Origin of the sequence: Magnetospirillum sp. LM-5, assembly GCF_902729445.1 — a bacterium.
In the GTDB taxonomy this organism is placed as follows: domain Bacteria; phylum Pseudomonadota; class Alphaproteobacteria; order Rhodospirillales; family Magnetospirillaceae; genus Magnetospirillum.
Genome location: NZ_CACVCE010000009.1, coordinates 1 through 18,370, shown reverse-complemented (window position 1 = coordinate 18,370; position 18,370 = coordinate 1). Strand labels below are relative to the sequence as shown.

Below are 18,370 nucleotides of genomic sequence, written 5' to 3'. Positions count from 1 at the left end.
CGGCCGTTCCTCACGTTGTATTGCAGTTTGTAACAAGCCGAATTCGGCAGTTTTCTGCGGATTTCATCGATTTCGCGCGGGATTGGCGCCCCGCAACAATATTACGCGGTCCGGCACAGATTCAGCAGCCGTTCGGCCGCCGCCAAATCGGCCTTCAGGGCAGCGCGGCGGTCGGCGGCCTCGTAATCCTCGCCCCATTGCTCGATCTGGAAATCCTCGTCCAGCTGCGACACCGCGAAGGCGGCTTCGGCATCGACGCGGCCGGCGGCCAGGGCCAGGGCCAGCACCAGCGATCCGGTGGCGGCGCAGGCCGATTGGGCGGCGGTCAGCACCCAGACATCCAACCCGTCCAGATGGGCCTGGAGGGCCGTCAGGGCGGCCGGGGCTTGCGCGATGGCGATCACGCCTTCCGTCACCGCCAGTTCGGCCCCCAGGGTAGTGCGCGCCCAATCCACCAGCGGCTGCCACGATGCCGCCTGGCGCTTGACCAGCTCGGGCGGGAAATCGGCGCGATAGCACAACAAATCGGTGCCGGCATAGGCCATCAGCTGGGCGGTGATGGCGCCTCGTTCCGGGCCGATCCGGTCGATGGCGGTGCTGGACAATTGGGTCAGCGGCATGGTGTGCGGCTTGATCTCGGTCTCTTGCGCCTGCCATTCGGCGGCCACCGCCTCGGCCAGGGCCAGGCTCGGCAGGGCCAGCCGGTGGCCCAGGGGGGTCTTGACCGGCTTGCCGTCCAGTTGAATGACGAAACCGCCCTCGCCCGCCACTGCGGCGGCCTGCTTGTAGAAACGCTTGATGCTCTTGCCCAGCACGGGTTCCATCTCCTTGACCGAAACGGGGCCGGATCATGCCACAGGACCGGGTTTCCCGCTTGCCAATTTTCCGATCTGCGCGAGGATAGAGGGATGAAACTGTCTCGCCGCCAATTCCTTGCCGGAGCCGCCGCCATGTCCGCCCTGCCCGCTTCCGCCGCCGCCCCTCTGGATGCCAAACTGTTCCCCAAGGATTTCCTGTGGGGGGCCTCGACCTCGGCCTATCAGATCGAGGGCGCGCTTGATGTCGACGGGCGCGGCAAGGACATCTGGGACACCTATACCGAACAGGGCCGCATCACCGACGGCAGCTCGGCCAAGGTCGCCTGCGACCATTACCACCGCTACAAGGAAGACGTGGCACTGATGAAGGCGGCCGGCTTCAACGCCTATCGCTTCTCGCTGGCCTGGCCGCGCATCGTTCCGGCCGGCACCGGCGCCGTCAATCCCAAGGGCCTGGACTTCTATGACCGCCTGATCGACGAGTTGCTGGCAGCCGGCATCAAGCCGATGGCCTGCCTGTACCATTGGGACCTGCCGCAGCCGCTGGAAGACAAGGGCGGCTGGCAGGGCCGCGAGGTCACCGGCCCGTTCGGCGATTACGCCACCATCTGCGCCAAGCGCTTCGGCGATCGCGTCGATACCTGGATGATGCTGAACGAACCCAACGTGGTGGCGATCTTCGGCTATGGCCTGACCGACCATGCGCCGGGCCACAATCTGGGCGAGATCGGTATCTTGAAGGCGCTGCACCACCAGAACCTGGCGCAAGGTACCGGGCTTCGCGCCATCCGCTCGGTGCTGCCCAAGGCGACCTTGGGCACCGTCACCAATGTCAGCCCGTGCCGGCCGGAAAGCCAAAAGCCGGAAGACGTCCGCGCCGCCCTGCTGTGGGACGCCGCCTGGAACCGCGTCACCCTCGACGGCCTGCTGCGCGGCCAGTTGCCCGACATCGTCGCCGAGCAGATGCGCCCGTTCGTCCACGCGGGCGACCTGGAACTGGCCAAGTTCCCGGTCGATCTGCTGGGCCTCAATTATTACGGCCGCAACACCATGAAGCACGAGCCCGGCCGCCCGTTCAACGCCGGCTGGGGCGACCCCAAGGCCGAGCGCTATACCGGCATGGGCTGGCCGGTCCAGCCCGACGGGCTTTACGACATCTTGATGGAGCTGAAGACCTTGTACGGCAATCCGGCGATGTATGTCGCCGAGAACGGCGCCGCCTATGACGACGTGGTCAGCCCCGACGGCGCCGTCCATGACGCGGACCGCACCTTGTTCATCCAGGAGCACGTCGCCCAGGTGGCCCGCGCGCTGAAGGACGGCGTCAACATGAAGGGCTATCTGGCCTGGAGCCTGTTGGACAATTTCGAATGGGCCTTCGGCCTGTCGAAGCGCTTCGGCATCGTCCGCGTCGATTACGACACCCTGAAGCGCACGCCCAAGGACAGCTACAAGTGGTTCGCCAGCTTTATCAAGCAGGCACGGGGGATTTAGCCACTTGCGCCCAAGCTGCTATTTGATCGCAGTTTTGGCGCGTCCTCCTGTAACGCCCTTACCCGACGCATACTTGAGAAAGAGAAAGAATTAGCCACAGAGACACAGAGGCACAGAGAGAGGCCGCTCCTGAGGCAGATCCCTCACCTCCTGGGAAATGCCTCTGTGTCTCTGTGGTTGATTTATTTAATAAAAAAGGGCGCCCCTGGGGGCGCCCTTTTCGTCATCGGGTCAAGGCCTGAGGATTATTCCTCGGACTCGTCCTTCTTCTCGGCGGTCGGGCCGGAATCCAGGCCCTTGGCGGCCGGATCGCGGTCGACCAGCTCGATGATCGCCATCGGAGCCGAATCGCCATAACGGAAGCCGGCCTTCAGGACGCGGCAATAGCCACCCGGACGGCCCTTGTAACGCTCGGCCAGGGTCGAGAACAGCTTGGCCACCACGGCGTCGTCGCGCAGCATGGCGAAGGCGCGGCGGCGGTCGTGCAGGGTGCCGGACTTGCCCAGCGAAATGATCTTCTCGGCGATCGGACGCAGGTCCTTGGCCTTGGGCAGGGTGGTCTTGATCTGCTCGTGCTTCAGCAAAGCCACCACCATGTTGGCGAACATCGCCTTGCGGTGCGAGCTGGTGCGGTTGAGCTTACGACCGGACATGCCGTGACGCATCGTTCTCTCCTTTGGCTTGGTCTCGCGGCGCGAGAACCGATTTCACGCCGACACCGCCCCCGAAACCCGGAGTACGGCGCGGTCGGGCCGGTGCGGCCCTAAAGCTCAACCCCTCCCCCGGTCCGGGGGAGGGGTTGGAACGGCGAACCTCAGTAGGGCTCTTCCAACTTCTTGGCCAGGTCCTCGATGTTCTCGGGCGGCCAGTTGGTGATTTCCATACCCAGGTGCAGACCCATGGTCGACAGCACTTCCTTGATCTCGTTCAAGGACTTGCGGCCGAAATTGGGGGTGCGCAGCATCTCGGCCTCGGTCTTCTGGACCAGATCGCCGATATAGATGATGTTGTCGTTCTTCAAGCAATTGGCCGAACGGACCGACAGCTCGAGCTCGTCAACCTTGCGCAGCAGGTTCTTGTTGAAGGGCAGTTCGTCCTTGCGCTCTTCCTCGACCACCGCGCTGGGCTCGTCGAAGTTGATGAACAGCTGCAGCTGGTCTTGCAGGATGCGGGCCGCCAGGGCGACCGCGTCGTCGGGACGGACGGCGCCGTTGGTCTCGACCACCATCGACAGCTTGTCGTAGTCGGTGACCTGCCCGACGCGGGTGTTCTCGACCTTGTAGGCGACCTTCTTGACCGGCGAGAAGATGGCATCGATCGGGATCAGACCGATCGGCGCGTCCTCGGCGCGGTTCTGCGAGGCCGGCACATAACCCTTGCCGGTCTCGACCGTGAACTCGATGTTCAGCTTGGCGCCCTCGTCCATGGTGCACAGCACCAGGTCGGGGTCCATGATCTCGATGTCGTGACCGACCTCGATCATCCCGGCGGTGACTTCACCCGGGCCGGTGGCCTTCAGGTGCATCCGCTTCGGACCTTCGCCATGCATGCGCAGGCCAAGGTTCTTGATGTTGAGGATGATGTCGGTGACGTCCTCGCGCACACCCGGCACCGACGAGAATTCATGCAGAACCCCGTCGATCTGGATGGCGGTGACCGCCGCGCCCTGCAAGGACGACAGCAGAACACGACGCAGCGAGTTGCCAAGGGTCATGCCGAAGCCGCGTTCCAGCGGTTCGGCGACGACGGTAGCGACGCGGGCAGCGTCGGCCCCGGGCTCGACTTGGAGCTTCGAGGGCTTGATCAGTTCCTGCCAGTTCTTCTGAATCACGAGCGTGACCTCATGCTAGGAACAAAACGATGGACCGAAACGGCAAGGACCGCCGCCATCCCCGGCCCTTTGGGGAAGGCGACGGCATTGCCAGAACGGGCCTCCGATCAGACGCGACGACGCTTGCGCGGACGGCAGCCGTTGTGCGGGATCGGGGTGACGTCGCGGATCGAGGTGATGGAGAAACCAGCAGCCTGCAGCGCGCGCAAAGCGCTCTCGCGGCCGGCACCGGGGCCCTTCACTTCGACTTCCAGGGTGCGCATGCCGTGCTCGGCCGCCTTGCGGGCAGCGTCCTCGGCAGCCACCTGGGCGGCATAGGGGGTCGACTTGCGCGAGCCCTTGAAGCCCTGCATGCCCGAAGACGACCACGAGATCGTGTTGCCCTGGGCGTCGGTGATGGTGATCATGGTGTTGTTGAACGTGGAGTTCACGTGGGCAACACCCGAGGTGATGTTCTTACGCTCGCGACGACGAGGACGCGCGGTAGCAGCAGGCTTGGCCATCTGAGGTGATCCTTACTTCGTGGCTTTCTTCTTACCGGCGATCGGCTTGGCCGGGCCCTTGCGGGTGCGCGCATTGGTATGCGTGCGCTGCCCACGAACCGGCAGGCCGCGACGATGCCGCAGGCCGCGATAGCAGCCCAGGTCCATCAGACGCTTGATGTTCATCGCCACTTCGCGACGCAGATCACCTTCGACCTGATAGTCGCGGTCGATCATTTCGCGGATCTTCAGGACTTCGTCGTCGGTCAGCTGATTGACACGGCGCTCGGCGGGGATCCCCAGCTTGACGCAAATGTCGGCAGCCTTGCTGCGGCCAATGCCATGAATATAGGTCAGCGCGATGGTGACGCGCTTGTTGGTCGGAATGTTGACGCCAGCGATACGGGCCAAAGCTGGTTACTCCTTAAGTCAAGGTGATCCGGGCCTGGCTTGGCGCCACAACCCACTCCAACAAAAAAAAGACCACACCACACCGAGCCCAGCCCGGCATGGGGGAAAGCGAAGGTGCGCGATTATAGGGGGAATCGACCAAGAGTCAACCGGGACTCTTGAACCATTCCCCCCTAAATCTTATTGGCCCCGCACCGGGTCCAACAGGGCTTCCAGCGAACGGGTGACCGCGGAAATATCCTGGGTCCCGTCCACCAACTTGTAGACACCCTGCTTGTCGTAATAAGGCAGCAGGGGAGCGGTCTGCTCGTGATAGGCGGCCAGTCGCTTGTTGACCGTCTCGGCATTGTCGTCGGCACGGCGGACGAATTCGGTCGAACCGCAGCTGTCGCAGACACCATCGGCCTTCGGCCGCTGGAACTTGTCATGATAGCCGGCGCCACACTTGCCGCAGGTGAAGCGGCCGGTGATGCGTTCGACGATCGGCGCGTCAGGGACGCGGATTTCGATGGCGAAGTCGAGCTTGCGCTTCTTCCTCACCAGCATCTCGTCCAACGCCTCGGCCTGGGCGACCGTGCGCGGGAAACCGTCAAAAATGACACCGTTCAAGGTGTCGGGCTGATCCAGCCGCTCGTCGATGATGGCGATGACGATGTCATCGGACACCAGCTGGCCGGCATCCATGACGGCTTTCGCCTTCTTGCCGACCTCCGAGCCCGAGGCCACCGCCGCACGCAGCATGTCGCCGGTGGACAGTTGAATCAGGCCATACCGATCTTGCAAGCGCTTGGCTTGCGTACCCTTGCCGCCACCGGGCGGCCCCAACAGGACCAGGTTCATTTTTGCTGTTCTCCCCTTTATCCCGCGGCTGCCCTTGTCACGTTATTAGGGGGTTGGGTCAGCCGCGACGACCTCTCAGGCGGGCCTTCTTGATGAGCCCCTCATATTGGTGGGCCAGCAAATGAGATTGAACCTGGGCGACGGTATCCATGGTCACCGAGACGACAATCAACAAGCTGGTGCCGCCAAAGTAAAAGGGCACAGACCACTTGGCAATCAGCAGTTCGGGCAGGACAGAGAGCGCAGTTAGGTAGGCGGCGCCCAGTACCGTCAGGCGGGTCAGAACATAATCCAGATAATCGGATGTGTTCTTACCCGGCCGAATGCCCGGAATGAAACCGCCATATTTCTTCAAATTCTCGGCGGTATCCACCGGATTGAAGACGACGGCGGTATAGAAGAACGCGAAAAACACGATCAACAAGGTGTAGAGCGCCAGGTACAGCGGCTGGCCGCGGCCCATCAGCACCGTGAAGGTGGTCAGCCATTCCGGCCCGCCGGCAGTGGCGAACTGGGCGACCGTCACCGGCATCAGCAGAAGCGAGCTGGCGAAGATCGGCGGGATGACGCCCGGGGTGTTGATCTTGAGCGGCAGATGGCTGGATTCGCCGCCATACATCTTATTGCCCACCTGGCGCTTCGGATACTGAACGATGATCCGGCGCTGGGCGCGTTCGACGAAGACGATGAAATAGATGATCGCCACCGACAGCAGCAGCAAGGCGATGATCAGCAGCACCGGAAGCGCGCCGGTCCGGCCCAGTTCCAGGGTGCCGGCCAAGGCACCGGGCAGTTCCGCCACGATACCGGCCATGATGATCAGCGAGGTGCCCTGACCGATGCCGCGCGCAGTGATCTGCTCGCCCAGCCACATCAGGAACACGGTGCCGCCGACCAGCGTGACCACCGTCGAGAAGCGGAACAAGAGATGGTTGTCCATCATCACCGCCGCGCCAGTCGAACCGGTCATGCCTTCCAGGCCGACGGCAATGCCATAGGCCTGCATGGCGGCGATCAGCACCGTCAGGTAGCGGGTGTACTGGTTGATCTTCTTGCGACCGGCCTCGCCCTCTTTCTTGATCTGCTCAAGCGAGGGAACGATGGTGGTCATCAGCTGCATGATGATCGATGCCGAGATGTACGGCATGATCGCCAGAGCGAAGATGGTCATGCGCTGCAACGCGCCACCGGCCAGCATGTCGAACATGCCAAGAAGGCCGCCGCCCGACTGCTTGAACAGGTCGGCCATGACGTGCGGATCGACGCCGGGAATCGGAATCCAGGTGCCCAGGCGGTAGACCACCAGGGCGAGGACGGTGAACCAGATCCTCTTCTTGAGGTCGGTCGCCTTCGCAAAGACACCAAAATTGACGTTCGCGGCAAGCTGCTCGGCGGCAGAGGCCATGTGCCTTGGCTCCGATTAAAAAAGGTCCGGTGCGCGTTATAGCGGAAAGAAGAAGGTTTGCCGAGGGCGATCAGCCCTCGGCAACGGCCTCTTCGGCAACCTTCACGGAACCGCCCAGCTTCTCGACAGCCGCGATCGCGGCCTTGGAGGCGCCGGTCACCTCGATGGTCACCTTGGTCTTCAACTCGCCACGGGCCAGCAGACGCACGCCGTCCAGCTGCTTGCCGATCAGGCCGGCCGCGCGCAGCACGGTCTCGGTGATGGGCTGGCCAGCGTCGACCTTGCCGGCCTCGATGGCGGCCTGCAAGCGACCGAGATTGACCTCGGAGAACTCGCGGGCATTGACGTTATTGAAACCGCGCTTGGGCAGGCGCCGATAGATCGGCATCTGACCGCCTTCGAAGCCGTGCAGCGAAACGCCGGTGCGCGAGCCCTGACCCTTGACGCCACGGCCCGAGGTCTTGCCCTTGCCCGAGCCGATGCCGCGGCCGATGCGCTTGAACTTGTAGCGCGCGCCTTCGTTGTCGCGCAGATCGTTGAGCTTCGTCATCGTCTTGATCCTTGTGATCCGCCCCCCGCCCGTCTCCGGGCGGGGGGGGGAACTTTATAATATTAGGCCTCGACCTTAACCAGGTGCTTGACCTTTTCAATCATGCCACGCACCGCCGGAGTATCCTCCAGCTCCTTGGTACGATGCATCTTGTTCAGGCCCAGCCCGATCAGGGTGGCGCGCTGGTCGTCGGGACGGCCGATGGGGCTTCCCACCTGGGTCACGCGAACGGTCTTGTTGGCAGCCATGTCGTTCACCCCTTGGCGTTAGGCGACGGCGGCCGCGGCGGCGGCACCGTCACGACGACCGATGATCTCGCCCACCTTCTTGCCACGCTTGGCGGCAATCGAGCGCGGCGAGTTCAGGCTCAGCAGAGCGTCGAAGGTCGCCTTGATCATGTTGTGCGGATTCGAGGTACCCAGGCACTTGGCGACGACGTCGGCCACGCCCATGGTCTCGAAAACGGCGCGCATCGGGCCGCCGGCGATGATGCCGGTACCGGGAGGTGCCGCGCGCAGCACGACGCGGCCGGCGCCAAAGTGGCCGGTGCAATCGTGATGCAGGGTGCGACCCTCGCGCAGCGGAACCTTGATCAGGTTACGCTTGGCCTGCTCGGTCGCCTTGCGGATCGCTTCCGGCACTTCACGGGCCTTGCCCGATCCGTAGCCGACGCGGCCCTTGGCGTCACCAACCACCACCAAGGCAGCGAAGGCGAAGCGACGTCCGCCCTTGACGACCTTGGCGACGCGGTTGATGTGGACGAGCTTGTCGACGAACTCGCTTTCCTCGCGCTCCTGACGCGGGGCTTCGCCACGGCCGCGCGGGGCGCGGCCCTCACGCTCGCCGTCGCCACCGCGACCACGACCACGCCGACCGGCGCCCTCAGCTTCAGTATTGGGAGTACGTGCCATGATCTCGTTCCCTTAGAAAGACAGGCCGCTTTCGCGGGCCGCCTCGGCCAGGGCCTTGACCCGACCGTGATAGATGTAACCACCGCGATCGAACACCACCTCGGTGATGCCGGCCTTGATGGCCCGTTCGGCGATCAACTTGCCAACAGCGGTCGCCGCATCGACGGTCGCGCCGGTCTTGATCTGGCCCTTGATGTCCTTGTCCAGGGTCGAGGCGGCAGCCAGGGTCACGCCCTGGAGGTCGTCGATGATCTGGGCATAGATGTTCTTGCCGGACCGGAAGACCGACAGGCGGACACGGCCGCCCGACTTCTTCGCGATGCTGGCACGAGCGCGCCGCTTGCGGCGCTCGAAAAGTTCCTTCGGCGTCATCATGGCGGTGCCCCTTACTTCTTCTTGCCTTCCTTGCGCAGGATCGTCTCGGTCTCGTACTTGATACCCTTGCCCTTATAGGGCTCGGGACCACGATAAGACCGGATCTCCGCCGCAATCTGCCCCACCCGCTGCTTGTCGCGGCCGGTGATCGAAATAGCCGTCGGCTTGTCGCACTTCATCGCAATGTCATCCGGGATCGGATAATTGATGTCGTGCGAGTAACCAAGGGCCAGCTTCAAAACCTTACCCTCGACCGCGGCGCGGTAACCGACGCCGTTGATCTCGAGGTTGACGGTGAAGCCCTCGGAAACGCCCTTGACCAAGTTGTTGATCAGCGCGCGGGTGGTGCCCCACATCATGCGCGACTGCTTGGCCTCGGTCTTCGGCTTCACCCACACCTTGTCGCCTTCGATGGTGGTGTCCACCAGGTCGAGCGACAGCGGCATGCGCGATTCACCATTCTTGCCCTTGGCGATGAATTCATCGCCGGCGATCTGGACGGTGACGCCAGACGGCACCGGCACGGGGTATTTGCCCACTCGGCTCATCTGTCGTTCCTCCTTAGAACACCTGGCACAGAACTTCGCCACCGACATTGGCGGTCCGGGCCTCGGTATCGCTCATCACGCCACGCGGGGTGGACAGGATGGTGATGCCCAGACCGTTCGCCACGCGGGGGAGGTCGGCAATCTTCGAATAGACGCGGCGGCCCGGGGTCGACACGCGGGAGATCGTCGAGATCACCGCCTTGCCTTCGTGGTACTTGAGCTCGATGGTGAGCTCAGACACACCGGGACGTACGTCCTGCTTGGTGTAGCCGCGGATGTAGCCTTCGCGCTTGAGCACTTCAAGGACGTTCATACGCAGGTTGGACGCCGGCGAGGAGATGCTCGCCTTGTTGGCGCGCTGCCCGTTACGGATGCGGGCGAGCATATCGCCGAGCGGATCGGTCATAGCCATGGGTTATGCCTCCTTACCAGCTCGACTTGACGAGGCCGGGGATTTGGCCAAGGTTGCCAAGTTCACGCAGCTTGTTGCGGCAGATCTTGAACTTCCGGTAATTGCCACGCGGGCGACCGGTGATCTCGCACAGCAGGCGGACGCGGTTCTTGGCGGAGTTGCGGGGAAGCTCGGCCAGCTTCATGGACGCTTCGAAGCGTTCCTCGGGGCTGGCGTCACGGTTCATCACGACCGCCTTCAGGCGCGCGCGCTTGTTGGCCATTTGCTTGGCCATCTTGGCGCGCTTGTTGTTGCGCTCGACGGAGCTGATCTTCGACATTGCTAAACTCCCATCAGCCAGCAAACGGCATGTCGAAGCCCTTGAGAAGCGCCTTGGCTTCCTTGTCGGACTTGGCCGTCGTGACGAAAATGATGTCCATGCCCCGGGTGGCATCAACCTTGTCGTAGTTGATTTCCGGGAACACGAGCTGCTCCTTCAGACCCAGGGCATAATTGCCGCGGCCGTCGAAGCTCTTGGCCGGGACGCCGCGGAAGTCGCGGACGCGCGGCAGCGCAATGTTGATCAGGCGGTCCAGGAATTCGTACATGCGATCGGCGCGCAAGGTCACCTTGCAGCCGACCACCTGGCCCTCGCGCAGCTTGAACTGAGCGATGGACTTCTTGGCCTTGGTCACCACCGGCTTCTGACCGGCGATGGCGGTCAGTTCGGCCACGGCGGCCTCGATCTTCTTCGAATCCTGGGCGGCTTCGCCGACACCCATGTTGATGACGATCTTTTCCAGCTTCGGCACCTGCATCGGGTTGGCGTAGGAGAATTCCTCCTGCAGAGCCTGCCGGACCTTGGTGTCGTAGTGCGTACGCAAACGCGCGGTCATGGTCTTCGTGCTCCCCATTACCGGTCGATGACTTCGCCGGACCGCTTGGCAACGCGGACCTTGCGACCGTCTTCGAGGATCTTGACGCCGACGCGGGTCGGCTTGCCGTCCTTGGGGTCGGCATGAGCGACGTTGGAGACGTGGATCGACGCCTCCTTCTCGACGATGCCGCCGGCGTTGGTCTGGGTCGGGCGGGTGTGCCGCTTGACCTTGTTCACGCCCTGGACGATGACCCGGTCTTCCTTCGGGTAAGCCGCGAGAACCTCGCCGGACTTGCCCTTGTCCTTACCGGTGATGACGACGACCTTGTCGCCCTTCTTGACGTTCAGACCGGCCATTACAGCACCTCCGGCGCCAGCGAGATGATCTTCATGAACTTCTTGGCACGAAGCTCACGGGTCACGGGGCCAAAGATACGGGTCCCGATGGGCTCGTTCTGCTTGTTGATCAGAACGGCCGCATTGGTGTCAAACCGAATGGCGGTGCCGTCGGGGCGACGAATTTCCTTGGCGGTGCGAACGATGACGGCACGATGGACGTCACCCTTCTTCACGCGGCCGCGCGGAATCGCTTCCTTGATCGACACCACAATGATGTCGCCGACGTTGGCGATGGTGCGGTGCGAGCCGCCCAGAACCTTGATGCACTGCACCCGTCGGGCACCCGAATTATCGGCGACGTCCAGGTTGGATTGCATCTGGATCATGTCGAGTTTCCTTTCTTTCCAGGTCGATATCGGCGATCAGGCATCAAGCCTGTTCGACGATCACTTCCCAGGTCTTGGTCTTCGAGAGCGGACGGCACTCGCGGATTTTCACGGTGTCGCCAGTCTTGAAAGAGTTGTTCTCGTCGTGCGCGTGATACTTCTTCGAACGACGGATGAACTTCTTGTAGATCGGGTGCATCACGCGACGTTCGACGCTGACCACCACGGTCTTTTCCATCTTGTCGCTGACGACCACGCCCTGAAGAATGCGCTTCGGCATTGCTTGCTACTCCTTAGGCCGCGGCGGTGCGGGCCATCTGGCCCAAAACGGTCTTGATCGCGGCGATCTCGCGACGCACCGTGCGCACCCGGGCAGTGTTCTCCAGCTGGCCGGAAGCCTTCTGGAAGCGCAGATTGAACTGCTCTTTCTTCAGCTCCACCAGACGCTCGGACAGCTGATCGGCCGACTTGGCGCGAAGTTCCTTAGCCTTGCTCGCCATGGCGGTTACTCCCCGATCCGGACGATGAACTTGGTCTTGATCGGCAGCTTGGCGGCGGCCAGTTCAAAACCACGACGGGCCAGATCTTCCGGCACGCCGTCGACTTCGAACAGCACGCGACCCGGCTTGATCTTGGCGACCCAGTATTCCGGCGTACCCTTACCGGAACCCATGCGCACTTCGGCCGGCTTGGTCGAAACGGCAACGTCCGGGAAAACGCGGATCCACACACGGCCCTGACGCTTCAGGTGACGGGTGAGGGCACGACGGGCGGCCTCGATCTGGCGGGCGGTGATACGCTCGGGCTCCAGGGCCTTCAGGCCGAAGGCGCCGAAATTGAGGCTTGATCCACCCTTGGCGTCGCCATGAATGCGACCCTTGTGGAATTTGCGGAACTTAGTTCGCTTGGGCGAAAGCATCTCTTTCTTCCTTCACCATCAGCGGCGTTCAGCCGGGGCGGTCTCGCCGGCGGCGCGCTTGTCCTGCGCCATCGGGTCGTGCGCCAGGATTTCGCCCTTGAACACCCACACCTTGATACCGCAGGTCCCATAGGTGGTCTTGGCGGTGCCGATTCCGTAATCGATGTCGGCGCGCAGCGTGTGCAGCGGCACACGGCCTTCGCGATACCATTCCATACGGGCGATTTCCGCGCCGCCCAGACGACCCGAGCAGTTGATGCGGATGCCCTGGGCGCCCAGACGCATGGCCGACTGAACGGCCCGCTTCATGGCGCGACGGAACGACACGCGACGCTCGAGCTGCTGAGCGATGCTTTCGGCCACCAGCTGGGCGTCCAGCTCGGGCTTACGGATCTCGACGATGTTCAGGTGAACGTCGCCGCCGGTCATCTTCGACAGCTCCTTGCGGAGCACCTCGATGTCGGCGCCCTTCTTGCCGATCACCACGCCCGGACGGGCGGTGTGAATGGTCACGCGGGCCTTCTTGGCCGGACGCTCGATGATCACACGCGACACACCGGCCTGGGCCAGCTTCTCGCGCAGATACTTACGCAGCTTGAGATCCTCGTGCAGCATCTTGGCGTAGTCGCCGTCGGCGAACCAACGGGAGTCCCAAGTGCGGTTGATGCCGAGGCGCAAGCCGATCGGATTGACTTTCTGACCCATCTGGTTACTCCCCGGTCGCTTCGGCGCGTTCGCGCACGATGACGGTCAGATTCGAGAACGGCTTTTCGATGCGGGTGCCGCGGCCGCGGGCACGTGCCGCCCACCGCTTCATCACCATCGCCTTGCCCACATAGGCTTCAGCGACATACAGCCGGTCAACGTCCAGCTGGTGATTGTTTTCCGCATTGGCGATGGCCGACTGCAGCACCTTCTTCACGTCCTGCGCGATGCGACGGCGCGAGAAGGTCAGGCTGTGCAGGGCGGCTTCCGCAGCCATTCCCCGGATCGACGCCGCAACCAGGTTCAGCTTGCGCGGGCTGGTGCGGATGGTCGCCGAGAAGGCCTTGGCCTCGATGTCCGAGAGGACGCGTTCAGCAGGCTTCTTGCCCATGACTTACTTCCTCTTCGCCTTCTTGTCGATGCCATGGCCGAAGTAGGTGCGGGTCGGCGAGAACTCGCCGAACTTGTGTCCCACCATGTTCTCGGTCACCAGGACCGGAATGTACTTCTGGCCGTTGTAAACGCCGAAGGTCAAACCCACGAAGTTCGGCAGGATGGTGGACCGACGCGACCAGATCTTGATGACCTCGTTGCGGCCGGACGCACGCGACTTGTCCGCCTTCTTGAGCAGGTAACCGTCGACAAACGGTCCTTTCCAAACGGAACGAGCCATTCTCGTCCCTCCTTACTGAGCGTGACGGCGGCGCATAATCAGGCCATCCGTCTTCTTGTTGGAACGAGTCTTCTTGCCCTTGGTCGGCTTGCCCCAAGGAGTGACCGGATGACGGCCACCCGAGGTCCGACCTTCACCACCACCATGCGGGTGGTCGATGGGGTTCATGGCGACACCGCGGACATGCGGCTTGAAGCCCAGCCAGCGCATGCGACCGGCCTTGCCGATCGACACGTTCTGCTGGTCGGGGTTCGACACGGCACCGATGGTGGCCATGCATTCGGCGCGAACGATGCGCAGCTCGCCAGACGACAGGCGGAGCTGGGCATAGCCCTGATCCTTGCCGACCAGCTGGACGAAGGTGCCGGCCGAGCGAGCGATCTGACCACCCTTGCCGACCTTCAGCTCCACATTGTGGACCACGGTGCCGACCGGGATGTTCTTCAGCTGGAGCGCGTTGCCCGGCTTGATGTCGCACTTCTCGCCAGCGATCACCACGTCGCCGGCCTGCAGACGCTGCGGGGCCAGGATGTAGCGCTTCTCGCCGTCCTCGTACTTGACGAGAGCGATGAAGGCGGTGCGGTTCGGATCGTATTCCAGCCGCTCGACGGTGGCCGGCATATCGAACTTGTCGCGCTTGAAATCGACGACGCGATAGCGGCGCTTGTGCCCGCCGCCACGGAAGCGGACGGTGATGCGGCCGGTGTTGTTACGGCCGCCCGACTTGCGCAGACCTTCGGTCAGGCTGGCTTCGGGCTTACCCTTCCACAGTTCGGAACGGTCGACCAGCACCAGCTGGCGACGGCCCGGAGTGGTGGGCTTGAACGTCTTGAGTGCCATGACTTCAGACTCCCGTCGTCACGTCGATGCTCTGGCCTTCGGCCAACGTCACGATCGCCTTCTTGACGTCGGAACGCTGACCGATACGGCCGCGGAAGCGCTTCACCTTGCCCTTCGAGACGATGGTGTTGACGGCGGTGACCTTCACCCCGAACACGCCTTCGACGGCAGCCTTGATTTCCGGCTTCGAGGCTTCCAGCGGCACCTTGAAGGTGACCTGGTTGTGCTCGGAACCCATCGTGGCCTTCTCGGTGATCACGGGAGCGCGGATGATGTCGTACATCTGCTCCTTGGAGAGAGTGACCTTGCTCATTTCAGGCGAGCCTCCAGGGCGGCGACGGCATCCTTGGTCAGGACCAGGGTGTCGCGACGCAGGATGTCGTACACGTTGGCACCGATTTCCGGCAGCACGTCCACATGCGGGATGTTGCGAGACGCCAGGGCGAAATTGTCGTCCACCTTGGCGCCGTCGATCACCAGCACCGAGTTCCAGCCCAGCGCCTTCAGGCGGGTGGCCAGGTCCTTGGTCTTGGGGGCGGCGGCGGTGGCCTGATCGAGAACGATCAGCTTGCCCGACGCGGCCTTGGCCGACAGAGCCACCTTCAAAGCCAGCTTACGCACCTTCTTGGGCATGTCGAACGCATGCGAGCGAACGACCGGGCCGAAGATGGTGGCGCCGCCGCGGAACTGCGGGCTGCGCATCGAACCCTGACGGGCGCGACCGCCACCCTTCTGGGCGAACGGCTTCTTGGTGGTGCCGGAGATCTCGCTGATCCCCTTGGTCTTGTGGTTGCCCGACTGGCGCTTGGCCAGCTGCCAGGTCACCATGCGGTGCAGCAGGTCGGTACGGGCGGCCAGGCCAAACACGGCGTCCGAGAGTTCGATCTCGCCGACGTCCTTGTTGTCCAGGCTGATAACCTTGGTCTTCATCGCGGTGCTCCTTACTTCAGGCCGGCCGGGAACGGCACGCCCTCGGGCAGCTTGCGCTTCACCGCGTCCTTGATCAGCACCCAGCCACCCTCGGAACCGGGAACCGAACCCTTGATCAGGATCAGGCCGCGCTCGGTGTCGGTGGAAACCACCTTGAGGTTCTGGGTGGTGACCTGAACGTCACCCATATGGCCGGCCATCTTCTTGCCCTTGAACACCTTGCCGGGGTCCTGGCGCTGACCGGTCGAACCATGCGAACGGTGCGAGACCGAGACGCCGTGGGTCGCTTCCAGGCCGCGGAAGTTCCAGCGCTTCATACCGCCGGCAAAACCCTTGCCGATGGTGGTGCCGGTGATGTCCACGAACTGGCCGGGGATGAAATGGGCGGCCGACAATTCGGCACCAACCTCGAGAACGTTCTCGGGGTCGACACGGAATTCGGCGAGCTGCTTCTTGGGCTCGACCTTGGCGTTGGCGAAGGTGGTGCGCTGAGGCTTGGCCACGTTCTTCACCTTGGCCTGGCCGGCACCGAGCTGAACGGCGACATAGCCGTCCTTTTCCACAGAGCGGGTCGAGACCACCTGGCAGGTGTCGACCTTCAACACGGTGACGGGAACATGAGTTCCGTCCTCGGTGAAGATCCTCGTCATGCCGACCTTCTGGGCGATGAGACCGGATCGCATCGATTGGTTTCCTTAGAGCTTGATCTCGACGTCGACGCCGGCGGCCAGGTCGAGCTTCATCAGCGCGTCCACGGTCTGCGGAGTCGGATCGACGATGTCCAGCAGACGCTTATGCGTGCGAATTTCGAACTGCTCGCGCGACTTCTTGTCGATATGCGGGCTGCGATTGACGGTGAACTTTTCGATCCTGCTGGGAAGCGGGATCGGTCCGCGCACCTGAGCACCGGTCCTCTTGGCGGTGTTGACGATCTCGCGGGTGGACTGGTCCAGCACGCGATGGTCGAACGCCTTGAGGCGGATACGGATGTTTTGGCTTTCCATATTCACTTCATCCGTTAAATCGGATCGGCGCCCCCTTATCGGAGCGCCGATCGGTGAAACTTGTCGGTTCAAATAACCTTCCGCAGTCAGCCCGCGCCCCGTTGGGGACACACACTCTTGCGGAACAGGCCGTAGCCGAGGGCGTGCTTATACCCCCAGCATTCCCGATTGGCAAGGCGATTCTTGGGACCAAATTGCGGGCGAGAATCGCGTGCCGCGCAGGCACCGCCGAACCTGTCGATTATAAAAGATGGTAGAGTTGTTCTTGTATTTTTTCCCGAAAACCGGGTTAGCCACCCGATACGAAATTTTTTAGGATGTGCTTGTATTCAGTCATCGCATCTTGGTTGCTAAACCGCAGTTGCTTCTGTGAAAAGGGGAGGGCATCCCATATGACCGATAGCAATCCGATTAAGCGCTCGTGCGGCGCACATGCCGAGCATCACCGCCTTCTGGCCGAGGATCCGTCCTATCTTGCGGCGCGTCAGAGAATAGAGAGTGCCGCCTGGGCGGCACGGGGGACCGCCCGCACCACGCCCGGCCAGGTCACCCGCATTCCGGTTGTGGTTCACGTCGTGTGGAACCGGCCGGAACAGAACATTTCCGACGCCCAGGTGGAAAGCCAGATCGCCGTGCTGAACGCCGATTTCCGCAAGCGCAACGGCGACATCGGCGGCGTTCCGGCGGTGTGGCGAGAGCTCGCCGCCGACGCCATGATCGAGTTCGACTTGGCCAAGGTGGCCCCCGACGGTCAGTCCACCACCGGCATCACGCGCACACAGACCGCGGTCGCCTCGTTTGGGCAGGCCGGCAACCCCATCAAGGCCGCCGCCACCGGCGGTATCGCTCCGTGGCCGGCCGATCGCTACCTTAACATCTGGGTAGCCCCCGCGCTGAATAACAACGTGCTCGGCTACGCCCAATTTCCCGGCGGGCCGGCGGCCACCGACGGCGTGGTGATCGTCAACACCGCCTTCGGCACCAACGGGACGGCGGCGGCGCCCTTCAACCTGGGACGCACAGCCACCCACGAGGTCGGCCACTGGCTCGACCTGTTCCACATCTGGGGCGACGACGGCGACGCCTGCTTTGGAACCGACCGGGTCGATGACACCCCCAACGCAGCCGGCCCGAACTACGGCACGCCGGCCTTCCCGCACGTCACCTGCACCAACGGACCCAACGGCGACATGTTCATGAACTACATGGACTATACCCACGATTCGGCGATGTTCATGTTCACCCAGGGCCAGGTGGCGCGGATGCGTGACGCGCTCAATAATAGCCGTGCCGGGCTCTCGCCGCCGTTCACTCCGGTCTACCAGCAGGACGATCCCGGTCAGGGCATCGGCGGCTACGACCTCAAATCCGGCAACGACCGAGCCTTCGCCTTCGATTACGACGGCACCGGCAAGCTGGACCATATGGCGCTCTATCGTCCGGGCACCGGGACCATGTGGATCCTGAAGCGCTCGGGCACCTCGTTCACCCCGGTCTACCAGCAAGACTCCCCCGGGCAGGGCATCGGCGGCTACGACCTGCGGTCGGCGGCGGACCGGGCCTTCGCCTTCGACTACGACAGTTCCGGCAAGCTGGACCACATGGCCCTGTACCGGCCGGGCACTGGCACCATGTGGATTC

Annotated in this window: 30 protein-coding genes; 2 read left to right on the top strand and 28 right to left on the bottom strand. The window is 63.1% G+C overall.

Going from position 1 to position 18,370, the window contains the following annotated elements; genetic code table 11:
- Positions 1–101: 101 nt before the first annotated feature.
- Complete coding sequence (locus MTBLM5_RS05360) at positions 102–824, bottom strand: ATP12 family protein (protein ID WP_173974748.1); 723 nt, start codon at positions 822–824, stop codon at positions 102–104.
- Between the two features lie 126 nt (positions 825–950).
- Between MTBLM5_RS05360 and MTBLM5_RS05355 the strand changes: the two genes are divergently transcribed.
- The gene (locus MTBLM5_RS05355; protein WP_173974787.1) at positions 951–2,312 is read left to right on the top strand and encodes a GH1 family beta-glucosidase; all 1,362 of its coding nucleotides are present in this window, start codon (positions 951–953) and stop codon (positions 2,310–2,312) included.
- A 245-nt stretch (positions 2,313–2,557) separates the two neighbouring features.
- On the opposite strand, the gene rplQ is transcribed toward MTBLM5_RS05355, so the two are convergent.
- The 27 genes from rplQ to rpsJ all read right to left on the bottom strand — a co-directional run bounded on the left by rplQ (position 2,558) and on the right by rpsJ (position 16,729).
- Positions 2,558–2,977 (bottom strand): 50S ribosomal protein L17, encoded by a 420-nt coding sequence (rplQ, locus tag MTBLM5_RS05350; protein ID WP_068497401.1) that lies wholly within the window; start codon positions 2,975–2,977, stop codon positions 2,558–2,560.
- A 149-nt stretch (positions 2,978–3,126) separates the two neighbouring features.
- The gene (locus MTBLM5_RS05345) at positions 3,127–4,143 is read right to left on the bottom strand and encodes a DNA-directed RNA polymerase subunit alpha (protein ID WP_068497402.1); all 1,017 of its coding nucleotides are present in this window, start codon (positions 4,141–4,143) and stop codon (positions 3,127–3,129) included.
- Between the two features lie 107 nt (positions 4,144–4,250).
- Positions 4,251–4,646: a 30S ribosomal protein S11 gene (rpsK, locus tag MTBLM5_RS05340; protein ID WP_173974747.1), complete on the bottom strand. Its 396-nt coding sequence runs from the start codon at positions 4,644–4,646 to the stop codon at positions 4,251–4,253.
- Between the two features lie 12 nt (positions 4,647–4,658).
- On the bottom strand, positions 4,659–5,036 hold the full coding sequence (gene rpsM / locus MTBLM5_RS05335; protein WP_173974746.1) for a 30S ribosomal protein S13: 378 nt from the start codon (positions 5,034–5,036) through the stop codon (positions 4,659–4,661).
- Between the two features lie 180 nt (positions 5,037–5,216).
- Positions 5,217–5,876, bottom strand: coding sequence for an adenylate kinase (locus tag MTBLM5_RS05330; protein ID WP_173974745.1), 660 nt, complete (start codon positions 5,874–5,876; stop codon positions 5,217–5,219).
- Between the two features lie 58 nt (positions 5,877–5,934).
- Positions 5,935–7,281, bottom strand: coding sequence for a preprotein translocase subunit SecY (gene secY / locus MTBLM5_RS05325; protein WP_173974744.1), 1,347 nt, complete (start codon positions 7,279–7,281; stop codon positions 5,935–5,937).
- A gap of 70 nt (positions 7,282–7,351) precedes the next feature.
- Positions 7,352–7,831, bottom strand: coding sequence for a 50S ribosomal protein L15 (gene rplO, locus MTBLM5_RS05320; RefSeq protein ID WP_068497411.1), 480 nt, complete (start codon positions 7,829–7,831; stop codon positions 7,352–7,354).
- A 62-nt stretch (positions 7,832–7,893) separates the two neighbouring features.
- Entirely contained in the window at positions 7,894–8,079 is a 186-nt protein-coding gene (gene rpmD / locus MTBLM5_RS05315; RefSeq protein WP_068497507.1) for a 50S ribosomal protein L30, read from the bottom strand.
- A gap of 18 nt (positions 8,080–8,097) precedes the next feature.
- Positions 8,098–8,742, bottom strand: coding sequence for a 30S ribosomal protein S5 (gene rpsE / locus MTBLM5_RS05310; protein WP_173974743.1), 645 nt, complete (start codon positions 8,740–8,742; stop codon positions 8,098–8,100).
- A gap of 12 nt (positions 8,743–8,754) precedes the next feature.
- Positions 8,755–9,117, bottom strand: coding sequence for a 50S ribosomal protein L18 (gene rplR, locus MTBLM5_RS05305; RefSeq protein WP_068497413.1), 363 nt, complete (start codon positions 9,115–9,117; stop codon positions 8,755–8,757).
- A gap of 11 nt (positions 9,118–9,128) precedes the next feature.
- Positions 9,129–9,665 carry a 50S ribosomal protein L6 gene (rplF, locus tag MTBLM5_RS05300; RefSeq protein WP_173974742.1) on the bottom strand — a complete coding sequence of 179 codons (537 nt, stop codon included), beginning with the start codon at positions 9,663–9,665 and terminating at the stop codon, positions 9,129–9,131.
- A gap of 13 nt (positions 9,666–9,678) precedes the next feature.
- Positions 9,679–10,077, bottom strand: a complete 399-nt coding sequence (rpsH, locus tag MTBLM5_RS05295; RefSeq protein ID WP_173974741.1) for a 30S ribosomal protein S8 — start codon at positions 10,075–10,077, stop codon at positions 9,679–9,681.
- A 13-nt stretch (positions 10,078–10,090) separates the two neighbouring features.
- Positions 10,091–10,396 (bottom strand): 30S ribosomal protein S14, encoded by a 306-nt coding sequence (gene rpsN / locus MTBLM5_RS05290; RefSeq protein WP_173974740.1) that lies wholly within the window; start codon positions 10,394–10,396, stop codon positions 10,091–10,093.
- A 13-nt stretch (positions 10,397–10,409) separates the two neighbouring features.
- Positions 10,410–10,952 carry a 50S ribosomal protein L5 gene (rplE, locus tag MTBLM5_RS05285; RefSeq protein ID WP_173974739.1) on the bottom strand — a complete coding sequence of 181 codons (543 nt, stop codon included), beginning with the start codon at positions 10,950–10,952 and terminating at the stop codon, positions 10,410–10,412.
- 17 nt (positions 10,953–10,969) lie between these two features.
- A complete protein-coding gene (gene rplX, locus MTBLM5_RS05280; RefSeq protein WP_217424976.1) occupies positions 10,970–11,290 on the bottom strand; it encodes a 50S ribosomal protein L24 in 321 nt (106 codons plus the stop codon).
- The gene (gene rplN, locus MTBLM5_RS05275; protein ID WP_068497425.1) at positions 11,290–11,658 is read right to left on the bottom strand and encodes a 50S ribosomal protein L14; all 369 of its coding nucleotides are present in this window, start codon (positions 11,656–11,658) and stop codon (positions 11,290–11,292) included. The genes rplX and rplN overlap by 1 nt, the downstream gene beginning before the upstream one ends.
- A 43-nt stretch (positions 11,659–11,701) precedes the next feature.
- Positions 11,702–11,938 carry a 30S ribosomal protein S17 gene (gene rpsQ, locus MTBLM5_RS05270; RefSeq protein WP_173974738.1) on the bottom strand — a complete coding sequence of 79 codons (237 nt, stop codon included), beginning with the start codon at positions 11,936–11,938 and terminating at the stop codon, positions 11,702–11,704.
- A gap of 13 nt (positions 11,939–11,951) precedes the next feature.
- Positions 11,952–12,158, bottom strand: a complete 207-nt coding sequence (gene rpmC / locus MTBLM5_RS05265) for a 50S ribosomal protein L29 (RefSeq protein WP_068497428.1) — start codon at positions 12,156–12,158, stop codon at positions 11,952–11,954.
- A gap of 5 nt (positions 12,159–12,163) precedes the next feature.
- Entirely contained in the window at positions 12,164–12,577 is a 414-nt protein-coding gene (rplP, locus tag MTBLM5_RS05260; RefSeq protein WP_068497430.1) for a 50S ribosomal protein L16, read from the bottom strand.
- A gap of 18 nt (positions 12,578–12,595) precedes the next feature.
- Positions 12,596–13,282, bottom strand: coding sequence for a 30S ribosomal protein S3 (rpsC, locus tag MTBLM5_RS05255; RefSeq protein WP_173974737.1), 687 nt, complete (start codon positions 13,280–13,282; stop codon positions 12,596–12,598).
- Positions 13,283–13,286: 4 nt separating this feature from the next.
- A complete protein-coding gene (gene rplV / locus MTBLM5_RS05250; RefSeq protein ID WP_068497436.1) occupies positions 13,287–13,673 on the bottom strand; it encodes a 50S ribosomal protein L22 in 387 nt (128 codons plus the stop codon).
- 3 nt (positions 13,674–13,676) lie between these two features.
- Complete coding sequence (rpsS, locus tag MTBLM5_RS05245; RefSeq protein WP_068497437.1) at positions 13,677–13,955, bottom strand: 30S ribosomal protein S19; 279 nt, start codon at positions 13,953–13,955, stop codon at positions 13,677–13,679.
- A 12-nt stretch (positions 13,956–13,967) separates the two neighbouring features.
- A complete protein-coding gene (gene rplB, locus MTBLM5_RS05240; RefSeq protein ID WP_173974736.1) occupies positions 13,968–14,795 on the bottom strand; it encodes a 50S ribosomal protein L2 in 828 nt (275 codons plus the stop codon).
- Between the two features lie 4 nt (positions 14,796–14,799).
- Positions 14,800–15,108 (bottom strand): 50S ribosomal protein L23, encoded by a 309-nt coding sequence (locus MTBLM5_RS05235; RefSeq protein ID WP_068497439.1) that lies wholly within the window; start codon positions 15,106–15,108, stop codon positions 14,800–14,802.
- A complete protein-coding gene (rplD, locus tag MTBLM5_RS05230) occupies positions 15,105–15,725 on the bottom strand; it encodes a 50S ribosomal protein L4 (protein ID WP_173974735.1) in 621 nt (206 codons plus the stop codon). Before rplD ends, MTBLM5_RS05235 begins: the two co-directional genes overlap by 4 nt.
- A gap of 11 nt (positions 15,726–15,736) precedes the next feature.
- Positions 15,737–16,408, bottom strand: coding sequence for a 50S ribosomal protein L3 (rplC, locus tag MTBLM5_RS05225; protein WP_068497443.1), 672 nt, complete (start codon positions 16,406–16,408; stop codon positions 15,737–15,739).
- A 12-nt stretch (positions 16,409–16,420) separates the two neighbouring features.
- Complete coding sequence (rpsJ, locus tag MTBLM5_RS05220) at positions 16,421–16,729, bottom strand: 30S ribosomal protein S10 (RefSeq protein WP_002725423.1); 309 nt, start codon at positions 16,727–16,729, stop codon at positions 16,421–16,423.
- A gap of 392 nt (positions 16,730–17,121) precedes the next feature.
- Here rpsJ and MTBLM5_RS05215 point away from each other — a divergent pair.
- On the top strand, positions 17,122–18,370 hold a 1,249-nt coding region (locus MTBLM5_RS05215; RefSeq protein ID WP_173974734.1), incomplete at its 3' end, for a zinc metalloprotease.

Coding starts and splice junctions, on each gene's coding strand:
- rpsS (WP_068497437.1), bottom strand. CDS start 13,955: ATGGCTCGTTCCGTTTGGAAAGGACCGTTTGTCGACGGTTACCTGCTC.
- rpmD (WP_068497507.1), bottom strand. CDS start 8,079: ATGGCTGCCAACAAGACCGTTCGCGTGACCCAGGTGGGAAGCCCCATC.
- rpmC (WP_068497428.1), bottom strand. CDS start 12,158: ATGGCGAGCAAGGCTAAGGAACTTCGCGCCAAGTCGGCCGATCAGCTG.
- rplP (WP_068497430.1), bottom strand. CDS start 12,577: ATGCTTTCGCCCAAGCGAACTAAGTTCCGCAAATTCCACAAGGGTCGC.
- rplN (WP_068497425.1), bottom strand. CDS start 11,658: ATGATCCAGATGCAATCCAACCTGGACGTCGCCGATAATTCGGGTGCC.
- rplD (WP_173974735.1), bottom strand. CDS start 15,725: ATGAAGACCAAGGTTATCAGCCTGGACAACAAGGACGTCGGCGAGATC.
- rplB (WP_173974736.1), bottom strand. CDS start 14,795: ATGGCACTCAAGACGTTCAAGCCCACCACTCCGGGCCGTCGCCAGCTG.
- rpsJ (WP_002725423.1), bottom strand. CDS start 16,729: ATGGAAAGCCAAAACATCCGTATCCGCCTCAAGGCGTTCGACCATCGC.
- rpsN (WP_173974740.1), bottom strand. CDS start 10,396: ATGTCGAAGATCAGCTCCGTCGAGCGCAACAACAAGCGCGCCAAGATG.
- rpsH (WP_173974741.1), bottom strand. CDS start 10,077: ATGGCTATGACCGATCCGCTCGGCGATATGCTCGCCCGCATCCGTAAC.
- rplF (WP_173974742.1), bottom strand. CDS start 9,665: ATGAGCCGAGTGGGCAAATACCCCGTGCCGGTGCCGTCTGGCGTCACC.
- MTBLM5_RS05330 (WP_173974745.1), bottom strand. CDS start 5,876: ATGAACCTGGTCCTGTTGGGGCCGCCCGGTGGCGGCAAGGGTACGCAA.
- rpsK (WP_173974747.1), bottom strand. CDS start 4,646: ATGGCCAAGCCTGCTGCTACCGCGCGTCCTCGTCGTCGCGAGCGTAAG.
- rplC (WP_068497443.1), bottom strand. CDS start 16,408: ATGCGATCCGGTCTCATCGCCCAGAAGGTCGGCATGACGAGGATCTTC.
- rplQ (WP_068497401.1), bottom strand. CDS start 2,977: ATGCGTCACGGCATGTCCGGTCGTAAGCTCAACCGCACCAGCTCGCAC.
- rplV (WP_068497436.1), bottom strand. CDS start 13,673: ATGGGCAAGAAGCCTGCTGAACGCGTCCTCTCGGACATCGAGGCCAAG.
- secY (WP_173974744.1), bottom strand. CDS start 7,281: ATGGCCTCTGCCGCCGAGCAGCTTGCCGCGAACGTCAATTTTGGTGTC.
- rpsC (WP_173974737.1), bottom strand. CDS start 13,282: ATGGGTCAGAAAGTCAATCCGATCGGCTTGCGCCTCGGCATCAACCGC.
- rpsE (WP_173974743.1), bottom strand. CDS start 8,742: ATGGCACGTACTCCCAATACTGAAGCTGAGGGCGCCGGTCGGCGTGGT.
- MTBLM5_RS05360 (WP_173974748.1), bottom strand. CDS start 824: ATGGAACCCGTGCTGGGCAAGAGCATCAAGCGTTTCTACAAGCAGGCC.
- MTBLM5_RS05355 (WP_173974787.1), top strand. CDS start 951: ATGTCCGCCCTGCCCGCTTCCGCCGCCGCCCCTCTGGATGCCAAACTG.
- rplX (WP_217424976.1), bottom strand. CDS start 11,290: ATGGCCGGTCTGAACGTCAAGAAGGGCGACAAGGTCGTCGTCATCACC.
- rpsQ (WP_173974738.1), bottom strand. CDS start 11,938: ATGCCGAAGCGCATTCTTCAGGGCGTGGTCGTCAGCGACAAGATGGAA.
- MTBLM5_RS05235 (WP_068497439.1), bottom strand. CDS start 15,108: ATGAGCAAGGTCACTCTCTCCAAGGAGCAGATGTACGACATCATCCGC.
- rplR (WP_068497413.1), bottom strand. CDS start 9,117: ATGATGACGCCGAAGGAACTTTTCGAGCGCCGCAAGCGGCGCGCTCGT.
- rplE (WP_173974739.1), bottom strand. CDS start 10,952: ATGACCGCGCGTTTGCGTACGCACTACGACACCAAGGTCCGGCAGGCT.
- rplO (WP_068497411.1), bottom strand. CDS start 7,831: ATGACGAAGCTCAACGATCTGCGCGACAACGAAGGCGCGCGCTACAAG.